Origin of the sequence: Azospirillum agricola, from assembly GCF_020005195.1 — a bacterium.
Taxonomy (GTDB): Bacteria; Pseudomonadota; Alphaproteobacteria; order Azospirillales; family Azospirillaceae; genus Azospirillum; species Azospirillum agricola.
Genome location: NZ_JAIFZR010000005.1, coordinates 2693734 through 2716693, shown reverse-complemented (window position 1 = coordinate 2716693; position 22960 = coordinate 2693734). Strand labels below are relative to the sequence as shown.

General features: G+C 68.3%; 21 protein-coding genes and 1 tRNA gene. 15 read left to right on the top strand and 7 right to left on the bottom strand.

Annotated features, from left to right (window positions below):
- Positions 1–69: 69 nt before the first annotated feature.
- The 5 genes from JN22_RS27915 to JN22_RS27895 are packed head-to-tail and all read left to right on the top strand — an operon-like array spanning position 70 to position 6637.
- Positions 70–1731: an efflux RND transporter periplasmic adaptor subunit gene (locus JN22_RS27915; protein ID WP_143268513.1), complete on the top strand. Its 1662-nt coding sequence runs from the start codon at positions 70–72 to the stop codon at positions 1729–1731.
- 26 nt (positions 1732–1757) lie between these two features.
- Positions 1758–2303, top strand: coding sequence for a hypothetical protein (locus JN22_RS27910; protein WP_085556982.1), 546 nt, complete (start codon positions 1758–1760; stop codon positions 2301–2303).
- Between the two features lie 15 nt (positions 2304–2318).
- Entirely contained in the window at positions 2319–5429 is a 3111-nt protein-coding gene (locus JN22_RS27905) for an efflux RND transporter permease subunit (RefSeq protein WP_085556981.1), read from the top strand.
- A gap of 27 nt (positions 5430–5456) precedes the next feature.
- The gene (locus tag JN22_RS27900; protein ID WP_085556980.1) at positions 5457–5693 is read left to right on the top strand and encodes a hypothetical protein; all 237 of its coding nucleotides are present in this window, start codon (positions 5457–5459) and stop codon (positions 5691–5693) included.
- A complete protein-coding gene (locus tag JN22_RS27895; RefSeq protein ID WP_085556979.1) occupies positions 5690–6637 on the top strand; it encodes an SH3 domain-containing protein in 948 nt (315 codons plus the stop codon). The genes JN22_RS27900 and JN22_RS27895 overlap by 4 nt, the downstream gene beginning before the upstream one ends.
- Here the strand turns inward: JN22_RS27895 and JN22_RS27890 are convergent.
- Positions 6627–7076 (bottom strand): hypothetical protein, encoded by a 450-nt coding sequence (locus JN22_RS27890; protein WP_085556978.1) that lies wholly within the window; start codon positions 7074–7076, stop codon positions 6627–6629. The two genes, JN22_RS27895 and JN22_RS27890, sit on opposite strands and share 11 nt — an antisense overlap.
- A 116-nt stretch (positions 7077–7192) precedes the next feature.
- On the bottom strand, positions 7193–7579 hold the full coding sequence (locus tag JN22_RS27885) for a hypothetical protein (RefSeq protein WP_085556977.1): 387 nt from the start codon (positions 7577–7579) through the stop codon (positions 7193–7195).
- 188 nt (positions 7580–7767) lie between these two features.
- Here JN22_RS27885 and JN22_RS27880 point away from each other — a divergent pair, with 188 nt between their 5' ends.
- Entirely contained in the window at positions 7768–8187 is a 420-nt protein-coding gene (locus tag JN22_RS27880) for an OsmC family protein (protein ID WP_085556976.1), read from the top strand.
- A 135-nt stretch (positions 8188–8322) separates the two neighbouring features.
- On the opposite strand, the gene sugE is transcribed toward JN22_RS27880, so the two are convergent.
- On the bottom strand, positions 8323–8640 hold the full coding sequence (gene sugE, locus JN22_RS27875) for a quaternary ammonium compound efflux SMR transporter SugE (protein ID WP_085556975.1): 318 nt from the start codon (positions 8638–8640) through the stop codon (positions 8323–8325).
- A 223-nt stretch (positions 8641–8863) separates the two neighbouring features.
- On the opposite strand from sugE, the gene JN22_RS27870 reads away from it, so the two are divergent.
- From JN22_RS27870 to JN22_RS27860, 3 genes are read left to right on the top strand one after another with little or no spacing between them, the layout of a single operon-like run.
- The gene (locus JN22_RS27870) at positions 8864–9184 is read left to right on the top strand and encodes an FAD assembly factor SdhE (RefSeq protein ID WP_085556974.1); all 321 of its coding nucleotides are present in this window, start codon (positions 8864–8866) and stop codon (positions 9182–9184) included.
- A gap of 43 nt (positions 9185–9227) precedes the next feature.
- Complete coding sequence (gene mfd, locus JN22_RS27865; protein ID WP_085556973.1) at positions 9228–12854, top strand: transcription-repair coupling factor; 3627 nt, start codon at positions 9228–9230, stop codon at positions 12852–12854.
- A gap of 59 nt (positions 12855–12913) precedes the next feature.
- Positions 12914–13888: an ACT domain-containing protein gene (locus tag JN22_RS27860; protein ID WP_223677915.1), complete on the top strand. Its 975-nt coding sequence runs from the start codon at positions 12914–12916 to the stop codon at positions 13886–13888.
- 21 nt (positions 13889–13909) lie between these two features.
- Here the strand turns inward: JN22_RS27860 and JN22_RS27855 are convergent, their stop codons facing one another.
- The 4 genes from JN22_RS27855 to JN22_RS27840 form a co-directional block, all read right to left on the bottom strand.
- A complete protein-coding gene (locus JN22_RS27855) occupies positions 13910–14392 on the bottom strand; it encodes a hypothetical protein (protein WP_085556971.1) in 483 nt (160 codons plus the stop codon).
- 170 nt (positions 14393–14562) lie between these two features.
- Complete coding sequence (locus JN22_RS27850) at positions 14563–15243, bottom strand: calcium-binding protein (protein WP_085556970.1); 681 nt, start codon at positions 15241–15243, stop codon at positions 14563–14565.
- Between the two features lie 275 nt (positions 15244–15518).
- A complete protein-coding gene (locus tag JN22_RS27845) occupies positions 15519–15707 on the bottom strand; it encodes a hypothetical protein (RefSeq protein ID WP_085556969.1) in 189 nt (62 codons plus the stop codon).
- A gap of 94 nt (positions 15708–15801) precedes the next feature.
- Positions 15802–15966 (bottom strand): entericidin A/B family lipoprotein, encoded by a 165-nt coding sequence (locus JN22_RS27840; protein WP_085557375.1) that lies wholly within the window; start codon positions 15964–15966, stop codon positions 15802–15804.
- Between the two features lie 233 nt (positions 15967–16199).
- On the opposite strand from JN22_RS27840, the gene JN22_RS27835 reads away from it, so the two are divergent.
- The 6 genes from JN22_RS27835 to JN22_RS27810 all read left to right on the top strand — a co-directional run bounded on the left by JN22_RS27835 (position 16200) and on the right by JN22_RS27810 (position 22476).
- Complete coding sequence (locus JN22_RS27835) at positions 16200–17546, top strand: MATE family efflux transporter (protein WP_085557374.1); 1347 nt, start codon at positions 16200–16202, stop codon at positions 17544–17546.
- 152 nt (positions 17547–17698) lie between these two features.
- Positions 17699–20482, top strand: a complete 2784-nt coding sequence (gyrA, locus tag JN22_RS27830; protein WP_085556968.1) for a DNA gyrase subunit A — start codon at positions 17699–17701, stop codon at positions 20480–20482.
- A gap of 25 nt (positions 20483–20507) precedes the next feature.
- Positions 20508–21074, top strand: a complete 567-nt coding sequence (gene coaD, locus JN22_RS27825) for a pantetheine-phosphate adenylyltransferase (RefSeq protein WP_085556967.1) — start codon at positions 20508–20510, stop codon at positions 21072–21074.
- Positions 21075–21222: 148 nt separating this feature from the next.
- Positions 21223–21298 (top strand) — tRNA-Lys (locus JN22_RS27820).
- Positions 21299–21476: 178 nt separating this feature from the next.
- On the top strand, positions 21477–22163 hold the full coding sequence (locus JN22_RS27815) for an Abi-alpha family protein (RefSeq protein ID WP_085556966.1): 687 nt from the start codon (positions 21477–21479) through the stop codon (positions 22161–22163).
- Between the two features lie 109 nt (positions 22164–22272).
- Positions 22273–22476 (top strand): hypothetical protein, encoded by a 204-nt coding sequence (locus JN22_RS27810; protein ID WP_085556965.1) that lies wholly within the window; start codon positions 22273–22275, stop codon positions 22474–22476.
- The last annotated feature ends 484 nt before the right edge of the window (positions 22477–22960 follow it).

The window sequence follows — 22960 nt, the reverse complement described above, 5'->3', positions numbered from 1 at the left end:
AATCCTTCGGGATGAAGCCGATGGGCTGGCGCGTGCGACGCCGGCGGGACGCCAGGGAGACCCCGTGCGATGCGGTTGAGACGAGCGGCCTTGCGGGTGACCGTGGCGTTGACGGCGCTGACATGCGCCGATGCCGTTCAGGCCGCCTGGTGGTCGCGTCCGGCTGTCGACGACGCCGATCCGACGGTCCTGTCGGGCGGCCGGACGCTTCCGGAGGCGGCGGAGACCGCCGGCGTCCTCGACGAGCTTCAGCGGGCGGCCTCGAAAGCCGTCGACACCGGCGTCGGACTCGCCGCGAGCGGCGCGTCCGCGCTGGCGGGCGTGCCCGGCATGATCGCCGGTCCGGTCCGCTCCGCCGGGCAGACGGTCAACCAGTTCGCCTGGGAGGTGGCCTACGTCTTCGGCGCGAACGGGACCCCGGTGGCCGTCCCCGGAGTCAGCGAACCCGATCCGCCTGGAATGGATGGCCGCATCGGTGGGTCGCGGATGAACGCGGTGCCGCTCCCGCAGCCGCCGCTTCCGCAGTCGCCGCCTCCCCATCCGCCGGCCGCGCAGCCCGTCTCCCAGACGGTTCCGCCGCCGCCGGCACCGCCCGCGCAGGGCGGCGCCGCTTCGGCCCAGCCTCCGCTTCCCGTCGCCGTCCGGCCGCCTCCGGCCCTGGCGACGGCCGAGCCGGAGGCCGCTCCGCTCGATCCGAAGCTGTTCGCCGACCTCGTGCTCGACAAGGCGCGGCGGCGGCCGGACGGCTCCTTCTTCGTGCCCAAGCCGTTGCAGCGGCTGTTCGATCTGCGCACGCAGAAGGTGGAAACCGGGGAGGCCGCGCTGTCGGCCCGCCTGCCGGGCCGCATCGTTCCCGATCCCAACGCCCACGGCGACGTCGAGGCCAGCCTCATCGGCCGCATCGAGCCGCCCAAGACCGGCCTGCCGGTGCTGGGCGAGGAGGTCAAGCAGGGCCAGATCCTCGGCTACGTCACGCCCGCCGTCGGCGTTGTCGACCGTACCCAGGTGCGGCGCGAAGTGGCGCGGCTGACCAACGAGATCCGCATCACCGCGGAGAATCTGGAGCTGATGAAACAGTTCTGGTTCGTGCCCTTCCGCGACGGCAAGGTGATCCAGTCGGAAATGCGGCTGGAGGGGCTGCGCCGCGAGCGTGCGGCCCTGTTGCCGATGTTGCAGACGCAGGAGGCGCTGCGCGCCTCGACCGACGGGGTGATCTCGGTCTCCAACGCGATCAACGGGCGCATCGTCCATCCCGGCGAGAAGATCTTCGAGATCGTCAACCCGAACCGCTTGTGGATCGAGGCCATCGCCGCCGATCCCGACGTCGCCAAGACCGCCGCCGCCGTCGACGCCGCCGTGGCGCTGACGCCGGAGGGGCAGGCGCTCGACATCGGTTTCGTCGGCAGCGGTCTTGCCATGCAGCAGCAGGCGGTGCCGCTGATGTTCCGCATCGAGAAGCCCATCGAGGGGCTGCGGGTCGGCCGCCCGGTGACCGTCGCCATCCGAAGCACCCAGAAATCCCGCGCCGGCATCATCATCCCGCATGATTCGGTGGTGGTCGGCGCCAGCGGCCTGGAGGAGGTCTGGGAACATGTGGCGCCGGAGATTTTCGTGCCGCGTACCGTGAAGACCGAGGCCATCGACGGCCGCAGCGTGCTGGTCACCGCCGGGCTGTCGCCCGGCGCGCAGATCGTCACGCGCGGCACGCGGCTTCTGGTTCAACTGCAATGACCGACAGGACAGGGGGGAGGAACGCCATGGCTCGCATCGTTTCCGGCCGCATCCGCCGCTGCGCTCCGCACGCGCTGGCGGCTCTGGCCCTCGTGGCCTCCCTTGTGGCAGCCGATGCCCGGGCGGCCGCGACGGAGGAGCGGGAGGCGCCCCGTGTCGCCGTCTCGGTCGGGCCGGTCGGGGTCGTCCTGATCGCGGCGAACCGGCAGCTCTACGCCTTCCTCGACCGGCTCGGCGACAACGCCCCGGTGGCGGGCGGGCAGGTGACGGTCAAGGGGCCGAAGATCGATCTGACGCTGACCGAGACCGCCCCCGGCCTCTACCGCGCCGGCCCCTTCCTGCCGGCGATCGGCCACACGCCGCTGACCGTCTCGGTCCAGAGTGCGCTCGGCGCCGGCCAGACGGCGGCGGAACTGGTGGTGACGCCGCCGCCCGCGCCGGCCCATTCCGAAGGGCGGTCACGGCCGCTGTGGCTGGCGCTCGGCGCCGCCGCCCTGGCCGGGGTCGCCGGGCTGGCGTGGCGCGGCCGTCGCCGACGGTCCGCGCCATCGGCGATTGCCGGCGCGGTCTGACGGGACGGATCATCCATGTTCCAGGCGCTCGTCGGTTTCTGTCTCCGCCACCGTGTTCCGGTGCTCGTCCTGACCGCGCTCCTGAGTGTCTGGGGCGTCCTGATCGGCCGCGACATGCCGGTGGCGCTGCTGCCGGAGCTGCACCAGCCGGTCGTCACGGTGGTGACCGAGGCCGGCGGCCTGGCGCCCGAGGAGGTCGAGCAGCTCGTCACCTTCCCGCTGGAGACGCTGCTGAACGGCATGCCCGGCGTGTCGCGCGTGCGCAGCGTGTCGAGCCCCGGCTTCTCGCTGATCTACGCCGAGTTCCAGTGGGGAACCGACCCCTACCGCAACCGCCAGCTCGTCGGCGAGCGCATCGCCATGGCGCGCGACCGGCTGCCGGAGGGGCTGACGCCGCAGATGGCCCCGATGTCGTCGGTCGCCGGCCTGATCCTTCAGATCGCGCTGACCACGGAATCCGGCGACCTGATGGCGTTGCGCGAACTGGCCGACTGGACCATCCGCCCCCGGCTGATGGCGGTGGAGGGCGTGTCGCAGGTCTACACGGTGGGCGGCGACGTCCGGCAGTTCCGCTTCACCCCCGACCTGGGCGCGATGCGGACGCTGGACATCAGCATCGCCAAGGTCGAGCAGGCGCTGAACGCCTTCGGCGCCAACAGCAGCGGCGGCTTCAACGACCTGCACAACTCCGAAGTCATCATCCGCAATGTCAGCCGCAGCCGCAGCCTGGAGGACATCCGCAGCCTCGTCGTCGCCTACCGCGAGGACAGGCCGGTGGTGCTGAGCCAGCTCGGCGAGGTCGGCTTCGCGCCGAAGGTGAAGCGCGGCGACGGCGCCTTCAACGGGCGCCCGGCGGTGCTTCTGTCGGTGCTGAAGCATCCCAGCGCCAACACGGTGGACACCGCCGCCGCGGTCGAGGCGCTGATGAAGACGCTGGGGCCCAGCCTGCCGCGCGGGGTGCGGGCCGACCAGATCTCCTACAGCCAGGCGGAACTGGTCACCGACTCCATCGACACCGTCAAGCATGTGCTGCGCGACGCCATCATCATCGTGATCATCGTGCTGGCGGCGTTCCTGATGAACGTGCAGACCACGGTGATCGCCATGCTGTCGATCCCCGTCTCGCTTCTGGTGACGGTCATCACTTTCCATCTGCTCGGCGCCACCATCAACACGATGACGCTGGGCGGCATCGCCATCGGCATCGGCCAGCTCGTCGACGATTCGGTGGTCAACGTCGAGAACATCCTGCGCCGCCTGAGCGAGAACCGGCAGCGCCCGCTGCCGCGCCCGTCGCTGACGGTGATCGCCGACGCCTCGCAGGAGGTGCGGTCGGGCATCGTCTACGCGACGATGATCATCCTGCTGGTCTTCCTGCCGCTGTTCGCCATGCCGGGCGAGCAGGGCCGCCTGTTCGGCCCGCTCGGGCTGGCCTACATCATCTCGATCTTCGCCAGCCTCGTCGTGTCGATGACGCTGACGCCGGTGCTGTGCTCCTATTTCCTGCCGGGGATGAAGTCGCTCGGCGACTCCTACCACGGCAAGCCGGTGCTGGCGATGAAGGCGGCCAACCGCCGAGCGCTCGACTGGGCGCTGGATCACCAGAAGCTGCTGATGGGGGTCGCCGCCGGTCTGGTGGCGCTGGCCGCCCTGTCGATGCCCTTCCTGCCGCGCTCCTTCCTGCCGCCCTTCAACGAGGGGACGCTCTATGTGCAGCTTCTCAACAAGCCGGGCATCTCGCTGAACGATTCGGTGCGCATCGGCCAGATGGCGGAGCGGCTGATCCTCCAGGTGCCGGAGGTGGTCAGCGTCTCGCGGCGGACCGGGCGCAACGAGAACGACGAGGACGCCGATCCGGTCAGCGCCAGCGAATTTCCGGTCCGCATCGCGCTCGGCGAGCGCGGCCGGGCCGAGATCATCGAGGATCTGCGCCACCGCCTGTCGATCCTGCCGGTCGACCTGACCGTCACCCAGTTCCTGACGTCCCGCATGCAGGTCGCCCAGAACGGCGTGCGCGGCGCCATCGTGCTGAAGATCTACGGCGACGACCTGGGCACGCTGCGGGTGCTGGCCGAGACCTTCCACCAGCGCTTCAAGGAGGTCCCCGGTCTGGTCGATCTGATGGTCGAGCAGCAGGTGCGGGTGCCGCAGATCCGCATCACCATGGATTACGCCCGCGCCAAGCTGTTCGGCGTGACCCCCGCGGCGATGACCCAGGCGCTGGAGAGCCTGTCCAACGGGCGGGTGGTGTCGCAGGTGATCGACGACGGCAAGCGCTTCGACGTGCTGATCAAGCTGGCCGACGCCGACCGCTCGATGGAGGCGCTGTCGCAGCTCCGCATGGAGACGCCGGCCGGCTACGTGCCGCTCTCCTCCATCGCGGCGGTGGTCAACACCGACGGTCCCAACCAGATCCTGCGCGAGAACGGGCTGCGCCGCATCGCCGTGACCGCCAACACCGACGGGTCGGACCTGTCGGCTATCGTGGCGAAGATGCGCGCGGCCATCGCGGCGACGCCGCTGCCCCAGGGCTACACCACCAACCTGGAGGGCAGCTTCCGCCAGGAGGAGGACAGCCGGGGAGTCATGGCCGGGCTGGCTCTGCTGTCGGCGGCGATGATCTTCCTGGTGCTGTACCAGCGCTACCGCTCGGTGGTGTTCACCGCCATCGTCATGGGCAACATCCCGCTGGCGCTGATCGGCAGCGTCGCCGCCCTGTGGATGTTCGGCGAGGATCTGAGTCTCGCCGCCATGATCGGCTTCATCGCCGTGGCCGGCGTCGCCGTGCGCAACGGCGTGCTCAAGATCAGCCACTTCATCAACCTCGCCCTGCACGACAACATGCCGGCGGGCCGCGCGCTGGTGGTGCGGGGCTGTGACGAGCGGCTGATGCCGGTGATGATGACGGCCCTGTCGGCCGGGCTGGCGCTGATCCCGCTGCTGATCGTGTCGGACGCGCCGGGCGGGGAAATCCTGCATCCGGTGGCGCTGGTGATTTTCGGCGGGCTGATCAGTTCGACCATGCTGGACACGCTGACCACGCCGGTGCTGTTCTACCGCTTCGGGCAGCCGGCGCTGGAGCGGCTGCTCAGCGAGACCGGCGACCTCGCCGTCGAAACCTACTGACCGCCGCAGGGAAGGGAACGCACGCAGATGGGGCCGTTTTCTCTCACCTCGGCGGTGGTCGCCGCCACGCTGATGGGCAGCGTGGCGCTGGACATCGGCATGAACGCGTTGCAGGACTGGTACGACACCTTCTACGCCGACGCGTTGTGGAGCAGCCGGCCGGTCAATGGCGAACTGGACCGCCAGTTGCTGAAGGAGGAGGCCGAGATCGACCGTCTGATGCGCGAGGCGGATTTTGTGAGCGAGGAAGCGGACGCCCGATGAGCCATTCTGTTCCGTCTCCCCGCTTGCGGGTTGCAACCCTGGCCTTGGCCCTGGCGATCGGACTGGTCGGAACGTCCGGCCCCGTTTCGGCCCAGACGGCTGCGCAGACGGCGCGGCCCGCGGCCGTGCAGCTCCAGCCGGTCTCCGGCGATTACGTGACGGTCGGCCGCACCAACCTGCGCCAGCAGCCGAGCCAGCAGGGCGCCCGCATCGCTCTGATCGAGTCCGGGGTGCGGCTGAAGGTGACGGGCAAGGTCGCCGACGCGCCCTGGTACGCGGTGACGCGCGAGGATGGCCGCAGCGGCTACGTCTTCGCCGATCTGCTGCGGCCGGTCGCCGCCGACCCGCTGCCCCCGGCGCCCTCCCCGGCGGTTCCCGCCGTGCCGCCGCCGGCCGCCGATCCGGTGGGTGAAGCGTTGCGCGAACGGCTCGACAAGATGGATGCGGCGCTGGCCGACATCCGCAAGCGGGTCGAGGAGAGCGCTGCCACGCGGGGCGTCGCGGAGCGGCAACAGGCGTTGGAATCGGCGATCGGCGCCCTGCGCGACGACATCGCCGGCCTGCGCGGCGCCGCCGCCGAGGGTGACAAGCCCGGCGGTTTCATGGACCGGCTGATCGGCCTGCAAGAGCAGATCTCGGCCCAGATCGCCGAGCAGAAGGCTGATCTGGAAAAGCTCGGCAAGCGGCTCGACACCGCCGAGGAATGGCTGAAGCCGGTCAAGGAGTGGAGCGACCGCACGCTCGACGGTCTGCGTCCGGGGCAGGGTTGGGCGGATTGGTTCTGGAGCGGCTATTCCGCGACGTGGTCGTGGCTGACCGAGGGCTGGTGGTGGCAGGAGCCCGCCGGCTCCGCTCCAACCGCTCCCGGCCCCGGTGCAGCCCCGCCGCCGTCCTCCCCGCCGTCTCCCCCGGCGTCGAACGAGCGGCGCACCATCATGGGATGAGCGCCGCCGCCTCCAACCGGAGGCGGAGCTTCTGCACAGCCGGGTCGGGCTGCGGAACCACGGGCCGCGCCTGGGCCGGCGTGGTGGCCCCGCCCGCGTCGCCCGTCGGGAAGGCGGTGGCGATGAAGACGCCCATGGTGCAGCCGGCGCCGAAATAGGTGAGGATCTGGCCGACCACCGGCCCGCCCACGCCGCCGGTTCCGGCCACCCCCGACGCCAGCGCCAGACCCGTCAGCCCCAAACCGACCACGCTGCATCCCATCGCCTGACGCTGGGCGAGCGCCGGTTCGCTCGACAGGGTCGGGAAATCGGCCGGCAGGCCGCTGGCGCCGTTTTCGCCGCCGGTGTTGGCGTGGGCGGGGGACAGGGTGGCGCTTGCCAGAAGTCCCGTCAGCAGCAGGACGGCGAGGGCCGGACGGTCGATGGCGGGGCGGGGCATGGCACGGTCTCCGGAACAGGCTGGAACTGCACCGGGGAACGCAACGAATCGGTTGATCGGTTCCGAACTCTTCCGGATTCACCGATGGGGTGGGCGTCCTACCACGTCGGCGAGCGTCACCGTGCGGCGTGCAGCATGGGGTTCGGTGTGGTGCGTTCGCGCATGGCGGGGGATGGCGCCGAGGTCGCTTCGGCCGGCGCCTTGGTCACGTTGCGGTAGACCCAGCTGTAGCCGGTGGAGGCGGTGGTGAAGGCCAGACCGGCGCCGCAGCCGACCCCGGCGGACAGCGCGACGGCGGACACCGCGACGGAGGTGCCGATCCCGCTGTTGACCAACGGCATCAGCACCAGCCCCGAGGTCAGCCCGCTGACCGTGGCCCCGCTCAGGCAGGAGACGACCGCCCGTTCGGTGAAGCTGTCATCCTGTGCATGCGCGGAACCGGCGCCGAGCGTGGCCGCGGTCAGCGGCAGGGCGAGGGATGCTGCGGACAGGATGCGGCGCATCGGTGCTCCTCCGTTCGGGAAAGGGCAGGGGTGCGAATGGGGCCGGCGGACCCTGACAATCGGAATATACCGGCACTCACGGAGCGGCAAGGGGAAAGCACGGCCGCCGCCGCGTCGCGCTTGCGCCGATGCGGCCGGGCGCCTAGCTTCGCAGCCGGAACGACAACCGGTTTGCGGAGAGCAGGGTCATGAAGGCGCGCGTCACCTGGGTGGACGGCAAGATGTTCGTCGGCGAATCCGGCAGCGGTCACGCGGTGGTGATGGACGGCGCGCCGGAGGCCGGGGGTCGCAATCTGGGCGTCCGCCCTATGGAGATGCTGCTGATCGGCATGGGCGGCTGCTCCTGCTTCGACGTGGTGATGATCCTGGAGAAGGGCCGTCAGGCCATCACCGACTGCGTTGCCGCCATCGAGGCCGAGCGCGCCGACACCGATCCGAAGGTCTTCACCAGGATCCACATGCATTTCACGGTGACCGGCCGCAATCTCGACCCGGCGAAGGTGGAGCGCGCCATCGCCCTGTCGGCCGAGAAATACTGCTCGGCCTCGATCATGCTGGGGCAGACCGCGACGATCACCCATGATTTCGAGGTGGTCGAGGCCCCCTGAGGTGACGCTCCTGTTTTCCGTCATGCCCGTGCTTGGCACGGGCATCCACGGGCGCGCTTCAAGGTTGCGCGTGGATGTCCGGTACAAGGCCGGGCATGACGGATGACGTGAGAAAGCGGTTGCTTCGCACGGTTTTCAGCCGTGCAGCAGCTTCAGTCCGGCGATTCCGCCGATGATGGCGGCGATGCAGAGCAGGCGCGCCGCACCCGCCGGTTCGCCGAACAGCGCCATGCCGAGGATGGCGGTGCCGACCGTGCCGATCCCGGTCCATACGGCGTAGGCGGTGCCGAGCGGCAGCGTCTTCAGGGCGATGCCGAGCAGGCCGATGCTGCCCAGCATGGCCGCCGCGGTCCAGACGCTGGGCCACAGGCGGGTGAAGCCTTCGGTGTGCTTGAGGCCGATGGCCCAGCCGATTTCCAGCAGGCCGGCCAACGCAAGTACGATCCACGCCATGACGGCGCCTCCTTCTGGTCGGAAGGCAGGGCCGTCCCCGCGCGTGTTCTCCCCTTTGGGCGGCGGGGTCGTCCCCGCCGGGGTCGCTTCCTATATGGTCGGGATGGTCCTTCGGTCAAGCCGCGCGCGAGCGGTTGCATCCCCGGTGCCGCCCGTGCAGGATGGGGTTCCTGAATGGTTCCCCCTCCGCCGGTGGCCGAGGGGCTTTCGATGTTGAGAGACGATGACCGAGCACGCTGACCAGACGGCGCCATCCGCCGTGAAATCCACCGGCGAATCCATCGACGACCGCCGCAAGCGGCTGCGCTTCCGTTCCTGGCATCGCGGCATGCGCGAGATGGATCTGCTGATCGGCAGCTTCGCCGACGCCCATGTCGGCGGCTTCGACAGTGGCATGCTCGACCGTTACGAGGCTCTGCTGGAACTGAGCGATCCCGATCTCTACAACTGGATGTCCGGGCGCGAGCCGGTGCCGGCCGAGCATGACAACGACGTCATGCGGCTGTTGACCGCGTTCCGCTACACCCCGCGCCAGGGTTCCTGACGCTCCGGGGCGCCCGTCCCACCCGTTCGCGAAGGCATGTCCCTTGGTCAGTTTCGATCTCCAGCCCGGCCGCGCCGGCCGTCTCCTGATCGGCGGCGCGCCGGAAGGGCAGGACGCCCGCGTCCTCGCCGAGCTTGCGAAGAAAGCCGGGGCCTACGGGCTGCTGCACGTTGCGCTCGACGACACGCGTGCCGCCCTGCTGGCCGAGGCGCTGGCCTTCTTCGCGCCGGGGCTGGAGGTGCTGACCCTTCCGGCCTGGGACTGCCTGCCCTACGACCGCGTGTCGCCCAACGGCGGCATCGTCGCCAAGCGCATCGACGCGCTGACCCGGCTGATCGCCCGGCAGGCGGCGGCCGGCCACCGAGACGGGCTGGCGCCGCTGCTGGTGCTGACCACGGTCAACGCGGCGGTGCAGAAGGTGCCGCCCCGCTCGGCCTTCAAGGACGCGACCTTCCAGGCCAAGTTGCGCGACCGCATCGACCTGGAGAAGCTCCAGCGCTACCTCGCCGGCAACGGCTACACCCGCGCCCAGACGGTGCGCGAGCCGGGCGAGTTCGCCATCCGCGGCGGCATCGTCGACCTGTTCCCACCCGGCACCGACGAGCCGCTGCGCCTCGACCTGTTCGGCGACGAGCTGGAGGGGGTGCGCGCCTTCGACCCGATGAGCCAGCGCACCACCGAGAAGCGCGACAAGGTCGAGCTGAAGCCGATGTCGGAGGTCTTCCTCGACGAGGCCGGGATCGCCCGCTTCCGTTCCGGCTACCGCGAGCTGTTCGGCGCGGTCACCAATGACGATCCGCTCTACGAGGCGATCTCCGCCGGCCGTTCCTACGGCGGGATGGAGCATTGGCTGCCGCTGTTCCATGAGAGCATGGACACGATCTTCGATTACCTGCCGCGCGGCATCGTCAGCCTCGACCATCAGGCGCTGGAGGCGCGCGACGCCCGCCTTGCCCAGATCGAGGATTTCCACGCCTCGCGCGACGGCATGATGGCGATCGAGAAACGGACGGGCGCGCCGGTCTACAAGCCGGTGCCGGTCCGCTCGCTGTTCCTCGATTCCGGAAGCTGGGACGTGCTGCTGAGCCAGCGCGCGGTGGCGCAGTTGCAGGTCTTCGCCACGCCCCCCGGCATCAAGGGCACGGTGGACGCCGGCGGCAAGCGCGGCCACGACTTCGCCGAGGAGCGCAACCGTCCCGACGTCAACGTCTTCGACGCGGTGAAGGACCATATCCGGGCGCTGCGGGCGGACGGGCGGCGGGTGCTGGTCGCCGGCTATTCGGCCGGCTCGCGCGACCGCCTGTCCAACGTGCTGGCCGACCACGGCATTCCGGGGCTGGAGCCGGCCGACAGCATGGAGGACGTCCGCCGCTTCGACCGTGGCGTGATCGGCACCATCGTGCTGGGGATGGAGCACGGCTTCGCCGCGGCCGATCTGGCGGTGATCACCGAGCAGGACATCCTCGGCGACCGCCTCGTCCGTCCGGCCAAGAAGAAGCGCAAGGCCGCCAACTTCATCGCCGAGCATTCGGCGCTGCACGAGGGCGACGTCGTCGTCCACATGGACCACGGCATCGGCCGTTACGACGGGCTGGAGACTCTGGAGGTCACCGGCGCGCCGCACGACTGCCTGCGCATCGTCTACGAGGGCGGCGACAAGCTCTACGTCCCGGTCGAGAACATCGAGGTCCTGTCGCGCTACGGCTCGGAGGACGCCAACGTCCAGCTCGACAAGCTGGGCGGCGCCGGCTGGCAGGGCCGCAAGGCGCGGGTCAAGAAGCGCCTGAAGGACATGGCGGAAGCCCTGCTGAAGATCGCCGCCGAGCGCATGCTGAAGAAGGCCGACCCGGTGCTGACCCCGGAGGGCGTCTACCAGGAGTTCGCCGCGCGCTTCCCCTATCCCGAAACCGACGACCAGCTCAAGGCGATCGAGGACATCTTCACCGATCTCGGCAGCGGCCGGCCGATGGACCGTCTGGTTTGCGGCGACGTCGGCTTCGGTAAGACCGAGGTCGCGCTGCGCGCCGCCTTCATGGTGGCGATGAGCGGCAAGCAGGTCGCCGTCGTGGTGCCGACGACGCTGCTGGCGCGCCAGCATTTCAAAACCTTCGCGACACGCTTCGCCGGGCTGCCGGTGCGGGTGGTGCAGCTCTCCCGCATGGTGACGGCGCGCGAGCAGACGCTGGTCAAGAAGGAACTGGCCGAGGGCACCGCCGACATCGTCGTCGGCACCCACGCGCTGCTGGCTAAGACGCTCGACTTCAAGCAGCTCGGCATGGTCATCGTCGACGAGGAGCAGCATTTCGGTGTCAAGCAGAAGGAGCGCCTGAAGGAGCTGCGCGCCGACATCCACGTCCTGACCCTGACCGCGACGCCGATCCCGCGCACGCTCCAGATGGCGCTGTCGGGCGTGCGCGAGCTGTCGCTGATCGCCACGCCGCCGGTCGACCGTCTGGCGGTGCGGACCTTCGTGCTGCCCTATGACGGGGTGGTGATCCGCGAAGCGATCCTGCGCGAGCATTACCGGGGCGGCCAGACCTTCTACGTCTGCCCGCGCGTCGAGGATCTGGCGAAGGTCGCCGAGCGGGTGAAGGAGCTGGTACCCGAGGTCAAGATGGTCATGGCCCACGGCCAGATGGCGGCCAGCGAGCTGGAAGACGTGATGACCGCTTTTGACGAGGGCAAGTTCGACCTTCTGCTCGCCACCAACATCATCGAGAGCGGGCTGGACATCCCCAACGCCAACACGCTGATCGTCCACCGCGCCGACCTGTTCGGTCTGGCGCAGCTCTACCAGATCCGCGGGCGCGTCGGCCGTTCGAAGAAGCGCGGCTACGCCTATCTGACCTACGCCGCCAACAAGCCCCTGAGTTCCACGGCGCAGCAGCGCCTGCACGTCATCGAGACGCTCGACAGCCTGGGGGCCGGCTTCCAGCTCGCCAGCCACGACATGGACATCCGCGGCGCCGGCAATTTGCTGGGCGAGGAGCAGTCGGGGCAGGTGCGCGAGGTCGGCGTCGAGCTGTACCAGCAGATGCTGGAGGAGGCGGTCGCCAACGCGCGGGCCTCCATGCAGGAGGGCGCCATCGCGGCGGCCGCCGCGCAGGAGTGGGTGCCGCAGATCAACCTCGGCACGCCGGTGCTGATCCCGGAAAGCTACGTGCCCGACCTGACGGTGCGGCTGTCGCTCTACCGGCGCATTGCTGATCTGGTCGACCGCGCCGAGGTCGATGGCTTCGCCGCCGAGTTGATCGACCGCTTCGGCAAGCTGCCGGAGGAGGTCGACAATCTGCTCGACGTCGTCACCATCAAGCGGCTGTGCAAGCAGGCCAACGTCGAGCGGGTCGACGCCGGGCCGAAAGGGCTGGTGCTGACCTTCCACGACAACGTCTTCGCCGAACCGGCCAAGCTGCTGACCTACATCGCCGGCCACCTGACGCTGATGAAGCTGCGGCCCGATCACAAGCTGGTCTACAGCCGCGAATGGCCCGACCCGCAGGCCCGTGTGCGCAGCGTCCAGAAGCTGGTCAGGGATCTGGCCGAGATGGCGGCCGGCGGCGGCGTCCCGCGCGCCGACACGCCGCCCCCGCCGCCTCCACCCCCGCCGCCGCGCCCGACCGCGCTGAAGGCGGGCTCGCGCTTCGGCCGCCATCTGCCGGGGCGGCGATAGGATGATCGTTCCGGTTCGGGCCGCGATGCCCCCGCCCCGCCCGGCGGGGGAAGGTTAGGGTGGGCGGCCGTGTGCCGATGGAGGCCCGTCTGTCCATCGCCGCCCGTCTTGCCCGAGGCGACCGCCGGGTCGAGGGCGACGCCCCCTCCGTCGCGGCGGACGTCGCGGCCAATCCGGCCAAGCTGCCGGAACTGTTCGCCTGCCTGTTCGACGGTGATCCCAGCGTGCGCATGCGCGCGGCGGATTCGCTGGAGCGGATGTCGCGCGGCAACGGGGCATGGCTCGATCCCTACACCGAATCCCTGCTGACCGACGCCGTCGCCATCGAGCAGGCCGAGGTGCGCTGGCACATCGCGCGGATCCTGCCGCGCCTGACGCTGGACGGCGGGCAGCGCCACCGCGCCGCCATCCTGCTGGCCGGCTGGTTCGAGAACAGCCCGAGCCGCATCGTCCAGACCAGCGCCTTGCAGGCGGTCGTCGATCTCGCCGACCAGGACGGCGACCTGCGCGCGACCGCGGCGGAGATGCTGGGCTGCGCGCTGCGGTCGGATGTGCCGTCGCTGGCCGCCCGTGCCCAACGCATTCTGAAGCCCTTCGAGGTGGACGAGGCGACGTTGACCGCCGCGCTGGCGCCGCGCGACCACAGCGGGCTGACCCTCTCGGTGCTGCCCGGCCGGCTGGCGGTGGCGCAGGTGCCGCCGGGGCAAGGGCTGCCTTCCTGGCTCGACTGGAGCGAGCCGCTGGTCGGGGCGACGCGGACGGGGGAGGGGCTGTCGATCCTTTGCCGCGAGGACCGCGTTCCCGAGGGGGTGAAGGCCGAGCGCGGCTGGCGGGCCTTCAAGGTCGAAGGCCCGCTCGACGTCTCGCTGTTCGGCGTCCTGGCGCGCATCGCCGTGCCGCTTGCGCAGGCGCATGTGCCGATCCTCGCGATGTCGACCTATGGCACCGATTATGTGCTGGTGCGCGCCGACGACCTCGACAAGGCGGCCGAGGTTCTGGCTCTGAGCTGCACGGTGCTGCGCGACGACGGCTGAGGGGCGGCCGGGGGGATGCCGTCAGCGGGAAAGGGTGGTGGCGCCGGTCCAGTTGGTCGGCTCCAGCCCCGTTCGCGGCGGGTACGGGTTGCCCGTGGCGGTGCCGCTGCCCATGGAGATCATGCGGTCGGTGCTGTCGGTCATCGGCAGGGCGGCGAACTGGGTGGGCGTCATGCCGACGAGGATCACCGCCTGCCGGTTGGGGGCGTAGCGCAGATCGGCGGTGTTGACCGTGGTCTTGCGCGCGGTCGGGTACATCGGCGAGCCCGTGCCGACGATGACCTGCTGGATCCGGTTGTCCGGAGTCACCACGAGATCGTCGACGCTGCCCAGCGTGCGCGTCCCGTCGGCCGACTGCACGCTCAGCCCGACCAGTTGCAGGGGCGACAGGGTGGAGACGTCCTGCGCCGTCGTCGCCGGGCCGGTCTGGGCGCAGGCGCCCAGCGCCAGCACCGCGCCGGCCGACACAAGGGTGAGGACGGAGCGTTTCGGGGAACGGTTCATGGGATCAGGCCTCGCTGCTGGTGGCGCGCGGATTGGGGGTCCGCTTGGACTAGGCAACAGCGGAGGCTGGAGGTTGGCCGTGCCACTCCGAAGGAGGACTCCCAAAGAGAGGTGGGGGGGCGGAGGATGGGCCATCGCCGTCCGCCTCCCGCCGTCAGATTGTCTTTGGACTACACGAAGAAGAAGTCATGCCCGGCGGATAAGCCGGTTTGGTCCACGGTCAGATGCGAGCCGTCGTAGAAGGAGAAGATGGTCGAGCTTCCAGATGTCGTCATGGTCATCTGCGACGCGGTGTAGCCGCTGAACTCGATCCGGTCGATCCCCTTCTCGAAATACTGGATCTGGTCGTGGCCGAAGCCGCCGACCGCCTGCTCCATGATGAAGCAGTCGAGCGTGCCGTCCATGTAGCTGACCATCGTGTCGTTGCCGGTGCCGGGCTGGAACACGTCGCTGCCGTCGTCGCGCAGCGTGTCGATCAGGTAGTCGTCGCCGGCGCCGCCGATCATGGTGTCGTTGCCGCGGCCGCCCTTGATGGTGTCGTTCATGATGCCGCCGTCGAGCCAGTCGTTGCCCGCCCCGCCGAACAGCTGGTCGTTGCCCTGGTCGCCCCACATCATGTCGTCGCCGGCTTCGTTGCCGTAGGGGTCGCCCAGCCAGTCGTTGCCGTCGCCGCCGTGCAGCGAGTCGTTGCCGAGGCCGCCGATCAGCGAATCGTTGCCGCGCTCGCCATACATCAGATCGTTGCCGGCACCGCCATCGAGTCGGTCATGACCATCCATTCCGTGGATGAGGTCGCCGTTCGCCGTGCCGGTGATGGTGTCGTTGGTGGCTTTTCCCCAGAAGGTCGACATAGCGCGTCTCCTCGATTGCGTTAACGGAATATTAACCGCAATCGAGGGGGAGAGCGAAATAGGAAAAGGAGGCAATACTCTCGGCATTTGAGTAATATCACATATCAACCCATTTTTAATGATCTGTGATATTAAAGTGGTTCTGAATTCGAAATTATTTCTCTTGAGAAATAGGCTATCTGTGATTTTTCTGTGACATCAATACTTGTTCATGGCGAGGTTTGTTTTGGAATTCGCCCCTCCCCAGCGTTCGTCAGGGAGGGGCGGGGTGCGTCTCACGCGGTGGTCGGGTTCGGCATGCCGGGCATTGGCTCGTCGGCCGGCGGCGGCATTTCCGGGGGGACATCCGGGTTGGGCGGCACCGGATAGGGCTCGGGGGTTGTCGGCCGATCGGGCTGCGGCGTGGACGGGGTGGCCGGCGCCGGAATCTCGCCGGGGGTGGCCGGCTTCTGCGGATCGGGCATGGGCTGTCTCTCCTTGGCTCTGGCTATGGCTCTGGCTCTGGTCGGCTCGGTTCTGGCGGGGCTGGCGGTCGTCCAACGCGATCGCCGGAGCCGTTCACTCGGCGGAACGTTCGATCGCCCGCCCGCCGGCCTTGATGTCCTGCCCGGCCCCCTCCACGGTGTTGCAGCCCGTGAGCAGGGCCGCGAAGGCGACGACGAAGCTGATGAGCACCACCTCACGCACGGGAAGCTGAATCGCACGGGTCGTTGCACGGGGCATGGTCGTCTCCTTTGCGAGCGGATGGGGCGGCAGGGGGTTCGTCTGTTCAACGGCGCGCGGACGGGCTTGGTTCCACGGCGCCATGCGTGGCGCGCAACCGTCCATTCGGTGCGGCTCAGCGCTCTTGACGCGGTACGCCGGGCGGTCAAGATGACCGGCTTTTCGACAGTCTGCCCAGTTTTCGATCACCGCCCGTTCAGCCGCCACCCGTCAACAGACCGCGTGTGACCATCATGACCTCCATCGCCCTGTCCCAGTCCGAACGCCTGCGCGGCCATGTTGGCGAACTGCTGCGGCTGGCGGCCCCGGTGATCGTTTCGCGCGCCGGGCTGATGGTGATGATGGCGGTCGACACCGCGATCGTCGGCCGCTACGCCGCGCAGGAACTGGCCTATTACGGGTTGGCGCACCTGCCGGCCAACATCATGGTCGGCACCGGGGTCGGGCTGCTGATGGGCACGGTGATGATCACCGCCCACGCGCTGGGCGCCGGGAACGAGGCGGAGTGCGGGCGGACCTGGCGCCGCTCGATTCCCTACGCCCTGCTGCTGGGCGTGCTCTTCGCGCTGATCTCGCTGCTGGGGGCGCCGCTGTTCCGGCTGGGCGGCCAGACCGAGGATCTGGCGCGGGGCGGCGGGGCCGTGCTCGCCGTGCTCGGGCTCGGCTCGCCGGGCATGATGCTCTACATCACCACCGGCTTCTTCCTGGAGGGCATCAAGCGTCCAATCCCCGGCATGGTGGCGATGGTGCTGGGCAACATCGTCAACGGGCTGCTGGCCTGGGCGCTGGTCTGGGGGCATCTCGGCTTTCCCGCCATGGGAGCGGTCGGGTCGGCCTGGGCGACGACGGCCGTGCGCTGGGCGATGGGGATCGGGCTGGTCGCCTACGCCTGGTGGATGAGCGACCACGCCCGCTGGCACGTCCGCGTTCCGGTGAAGGACTGGTGGTCGGGCGCGGCGAAACAGCGTCATCTCGGCTACGCCGCCGGGACCAGCATCGGCGTCGAGAGCGGCGCCTTCGCGGCGCTCGGGCTGTTCGCCGGCATGATCTCGCCGCTGGCGCTCGGCGCCTACACGGTCGGGCTGAACCTGATCGCGCTGCCCTTCATGGCGGCGGTCGGGCTGGCCTCGGCGACGGCGGTGCGGGTCGGCGTCGCCTACGGGCAGGGCGACCGCCGCGACATGGCGATGGCCGGCTGGACCGGTCTGGCCGTCACCAGCGCCATTCTGGCGGTGGTTGGCGTGCTCTACCGGCTGCTGCCCGAGACCATCGGCGCCATCTACACCACCGACGAGAATCTGCTGGCCGCCGTGGCGCCGCTGATCGCCTTCGGCGCCTGGATCCTGATCGCCGACGGCGGGCAGACGGTGATGGCCAACGCGCTGCGTGGCCGTCACGACGCCTGGGTGCCGACGGCGCTGCATTTCGTGTCCTACGCCGTGGTGATGATTCCCGTGTCCGCCCTGCTCGTGTTCGGGCTGGATCGGGGCGCGCGCGGGCTTTTCGAGGGCATTTTGATCGCCAGTGTGGTATCCGTCAGCGTTCTTTCGCTGCGCTTCGCGCATCTGAGCCGCCGTTGACCGGCCGGGGTGCTCCCCGGCGCCGGAAAACGGCCCCAGGCGTTGTGTGCATATGCGAAAGCTGGTATATTTCCAGCTGTTAACCTTCGGCCCGCAGGGCCAGCGCCACCGCGGTCCCGCGGCGGCGCCGACCGAAGAATGAGTGTCCCTGCTTGAGCAACGCGCCCCTTCCTCCCGCCTCCGACATCGCGCCGATCAACATCGAAGACGAGATGCGGAAATCGTATCTCGACTACGCGATGAGCGTGATCGTGAGCCGCGCTTTGCCCGACGTCCGCGACGGGCTGAAGCCGGTGCATCGGCGCATCCTCTACGCGATGAAGGAGGGCGGGTACGACTCGACCAAGCCCTACAAGAAGTCGGCGCGCATCGTCGGCGACGTGATGGGTAAATACCACCCGCACGGCGACAGCGCGATCTACGACGCCATGGTCCGCATGGCGCAGGACTTCTCCATGCGGCTGCCGCTGATCGACGGCCAGGGCAATTTCGGCTCGATGGACGGCGACCCGGCGGCGGCGATGCGCTACACCGAGGCGCGGCTCGCCAAGTCGGCCGAGGCTCTGCTCGACGACATCGACAAGGACACCATCGACTTCCAGGCGAGCTATGACGATTCGGGCCGCGAGCCGACCGTCGTCCCGGCGCGCTTCCCCAACATCCTGGTCAACGGCGCCGGCGGCATCGCCGTCGGCATGGCGACCAACATCCCGCCCCACAATCTGGGCGAGGTGATCGACGCCTGCTGCGCCTACATCGACGACAACGACATCACGCTCGACGAGCTGATGGAGCATGTGCCCGGTCCCGACTTCCCGACGGGCGGCCTGATCCTCGGCCGTTCGGGCAGCCGTTCGGGCTTGCAGACCGGGCGTGGTTCGGTCGTGCTGCGCGCGAAGACCGACATCGAGGAGATCCGCAAGGACCGCTTCGCCATCGTCGCCACCGAGATTCCCTACCAGGTCAACAAGGCCAAGCTGATGGAGCGCATCGGCGAGGTCGTCAACGACAAGACCATCGAGGGCATCGCCGACCTGCGCGACGAATCCGACCGCGACGGCGTGCGCGTGGTGGTCGAGCTGAAGCGCGACGCGGTGCCCGAGGTGGTGCTGGCCCAGCTCTTCCGCCACACCCAGCTCCAGACCTCGTTCGGCGTCAACATGCTGGCGCTGCGCGGCGGGCGCCCCGAGCTGCTGAACCTCAAGCAGATCATCGAGGCCTTCGTCCAGTTCCGCGAGCAGGTCATCACCCGGCGGACCGAGTTCCTGCTGGGCAAGGCGCGCGAGCGGGCGCACACCTTGGTCGGCCTCGCCGTCGCCGTCGCCAACCTCGACGCGATGATCCAGCTCATCCGCAGCGCCCCCGATCCGGTGTGGGCGCGCGAATCCATCATGGAGCGCGAGTGGCCGGTGCACGACGTCGGCCCGCTGATCGAGCTGATCGACGAGCCGGGCCGCGGCGTCAGCCCGCAGGGCACCTACCGCCTGTCGGACCAGCAGGCCCGCGCCATCCTCGACCTGCGCCTGCACCGGCTGACCGGTCTGGAGCGCGACAAGATCGGCGCCGAGCTGACGGACGTCACCGACCAGATCGCCGATTTCCTGGCGACGCTCGCCAACCGGCCGAAGCTGCTGGGCATCCTGCGCGACGAACTCGTCGAGATGAAGGAGCGCTTCGGCAACCCGCGCCGCACCGAGATCCAGGAGCTGGAGTTCGAGGCCGACATCGAGGACCTGATCCAGCGCGAGGACATGGTCGTCACCGTCAGCCAGTCGGGCTACGTGAAGCGGGTGCCGCTCTCGACCTACCGGTCGCAGAAGCGCGGCGGCAAGGGCCGCGCCGGCATGTCGATGAAGGCGGAGGACGCGGTCAGCGACCTGTTCGTCGCCAACACCCACACGCCGCTGCTGCTCTTCTCGAACCGCGGCATGGTCTACAAGCTGAAGGTCTACCGGCTGCCGCTCGGCAACCCGCAGGCGCGCGGCAAGGCCTTCGTGAATCTGCTGCCGCTGATCGACGGCGAGACCATCACCACCGTGCTGCCGCTGCCCGAGGACGAGGCGACCTGGGCCGATCTGCACGTCGTCTTCGCGACGTCGAAGGGCAACGTGCGGCGCAACCGCATGTCCGACTTCGCCAACATCCGCTCCAACGGCCTGATCGCCATGAAGCTGGAGGAGGAGGGCGAGCGCTTGATCGCGGTGCGCACCTGCTCCGAGACCGACGACGTGCTGCTGGCGACCAGCGGCGGCAAATGCATCCGCTTCCAGGTCGACGACGTGCGTGTCTTCGCCGGCCGCACCTCGACCGGCGTGCGCGGCATCAAGCTGGCCGATGGCGACGAGGTCGTGTCCATGTCGATGCTCGACCATGTCGAGGCGTCGGCGGAGGAGCGCGCCGCCTTCTTCAAGATGCGCCGCGAGGAAGGCGTCGAGATGGAGGGCGAGGCGGCCCCCGAGGCCGAGGAGGTTTCGGCCGAGGCGGTCACCCTGTCGCCGGAGCGCTATGAGGAGTTGAAGCGGCGCGAGCAGTACATCCTGACCGTGTCGGACAAGGGGTACGGCAAGCGCTCCTCCTCCTACGAATACCGGGTGGCCGGCCGTGGCGGCCAGGGCATCTGGAACATGGAGATGGGCGAGCGCAACGGCTCGATCGTCGCCACCTTCCCGGTGGAGGCGAGCCATCAGGTGATGATGGTGACCAACGGCGGCCAAGTGATCCGCATGCCGCTGCACGACGTGCGGGTGGCGGGCCGAAAGACGCTGGGCGTCACGCTGTTCCGCGTGGGGGCGGAGGAGCGGGTGGTGTCTGTGGCCTCCATCGCCGAGGACGAGGCGGAGAACGGGCAGGGCGGCGAGACCGAAGCGTCGGTGGACGGCGCTCCGGATGGTCAGACGGACGGCGCCGGCGGTTTTGCCGGCGGGTCGAACGAGTAACGGCAGGGCGGAGAGGGGAACTCCCATGGTGAGCAGCGTGTCCGAGACCAGCGGCAAGCGTCGGGTCGGTGTCTATCCCGGCACCTTCGACCCGATCACCAACGGCCACATGGACATCATCCAGCGGGCGGCCCGTCAGGTCGATCACCTGATCATCGGCGTCGCCCGCAACGCCGGCAAGGGCCCCCTCTACTCGACCGACGAGCGGGTGGAGATGGTGCGGGAGGATGTGGCGGGGCTGAACAACGGCGCCAGCATCGAGGTTCGCGCCTTCGACACGCTGCTGATGCATTTCGCCATCGAGATGAACGCCAGCGTCATAATCCGCGGCCTGCGCGCCGTCTCGGACTTCGAGTACGAGTTCCAGATGGCGGGGATGAACGCGCGGCTGAATCCGAAGGTCGAGACGATCTTCCTGATGTCGTCGGAAAAGCACCAATTCATCTCGTCGCGCTTCGTGAAGGAGATCGGGCGCCTGGGCGGCGACATCCGCCATTTCGTCTCGCCACGCGTCGCCGAGCGTCTGACCCAGCGTTTCGCCCTGGATGCCGGGGGTGACGGCGAGACCAGCAAGGTCCAGACCCTGTCGTGAGGCTGTTCGGGCGGTTTGCCGGAGCGCGCTGATTTCTTGAATGCCATCGTGAACACGATGGTTGACCTTCCCGGCGCGTCTCCCTATGGTGCGCCCACCCGAGCGGGAGGCCGGTTTTCTTCCGGTTTTCCCGTCTCGCATGAGTTCCGATCCGGTAGCTCAGTTGGTAGAGCACGTGACTTTTAATCATGTGGCCGTGGGTTCGAATCCCACCCGGATCACCAAAAACAGCTTGAATATCAAGTGGTTAGACGAAGGCCCCGAGCGATCTGCCGGGGCCTTTGCTTTTGTGTCCGCACGATGTCCGCATTTCGGACAAGGCGTGTCCGTGCCATTGCGATGCAATGGACCACGGCAGGCGCTATCCTCCGGCTGTCCTTGTGATTCGGAGGGGAGTGGGGAATGGACGATCCATCGGGCGGATGGGCCAAAGCGGTGAAGGCGTCCGCCGAGCTTGGCGGAAAGGTGGTGGACGCAGCTCGCGACCTGGGGAGCTTCATTGCCGGGCCGGCGACTGAGGTGGTGGGGATGGTCCAGGACCAGCTCAAGGTCGCGCGGTTCGAGCGTCGGATCCGGCTAATGGATCGCGTCGATGCGCTCATGAAGGAGCGGGGCATGTCCGGGCCAACTCGACAGCTTCCCCTGGCGGTTGGGCTGCCGCTTCTCTCTTACGCCGCAGTTGAGGAGGACGACAATCTCCAGGACCGATGGGCGACCTTGCTGACGAACGCGGCGGATGCCGCCAGCGGAACCGAGATGCGGCGTGCGTTCGTGTCCATACTCGCCGACATGACGGCCCTTGATGTGAAGTGCCTCGTGGCTATCGCAACGGCTCCGAACGCGGGGAACGGCACCGTCCTGACGGGCAAGTTGCCTGAGTGCGTTGAGATCGACGAACAGAGCGAAGCGGACGCGGCTATGCCGACAAAGGACGTGGCTGTGTCCCTCGGGAATCTCTACCGGCTGGGGTGCATCACGCTCGGTATGACCTGGGGCGGCTGGATGCATCCGGCGACCGCCGCGATCACACCGCTCGGCCTTGCCTTCGTGCAGGCCTGCACCGCCCAACAGCGCGAGACAAACTCGTAGCGGCGTGGAGGGCTCCCACCCTCGATCAACTTATCGCGTTACGCAACAAAACCCCTTGCTGTTATCGTTGCGTAACGCTATTTTCGTTGCGTAACGAAAAGAGGGCTTGATGCAAGCTAGACCGAGGCAGCTTGAACAACCGCTCTCCGGTGCGGAGCGCGCCCGAATTCATCGTCAACGCAAAGCGAATCGGGAACGCCACACGGCGGAGCTGATTGCCGAACTGCTGGCCGCTGTGCCGGAAGACGTGGCGGTCCGGCTGACCGCCGACGAGCGCTACAAAGAGATCATCACCGCAGCGCTGCTGCGCTGATTGAGCGCTGTCGCCTGCGACTTTCTTACACAGTTTGAGTTGTTTCGTTCAAATCCATGCTCCCGATATGGTAGGAATTTCAGGAGAAACACTTGCATTTATAAGGGAAAGTCCAATGGCTTATGCGTGCGGTCATTGCGGAACTCAGGTTGTTCAACGTGTTTGTCCAGGCTGCGGAGCAATAAAAGTTCATGGGATGACTGTAAGTGAGCAAAAACAATGGGGCGTCGTAGGCGCTGTTGCTGGTTTTGGGTTAATTAGCTTTATTGCCGATAAAATTCATGTCGATCTTTCTCTAACTGGACTCCTCGTATCTGCGGGTACGGGAGCTGGTATTGCTTTAGTAATCGGTGCGTATATGTACAGAAACTCCGTGAGGTTCATACGGCGGGAGCCGCCTCTATAATAAGTGTGTGCTTTTTCCGAGATACACCGGATGGTGGGCATCAGCAACCCGCCTCCCACTAATGTCGTACCGTTCCCG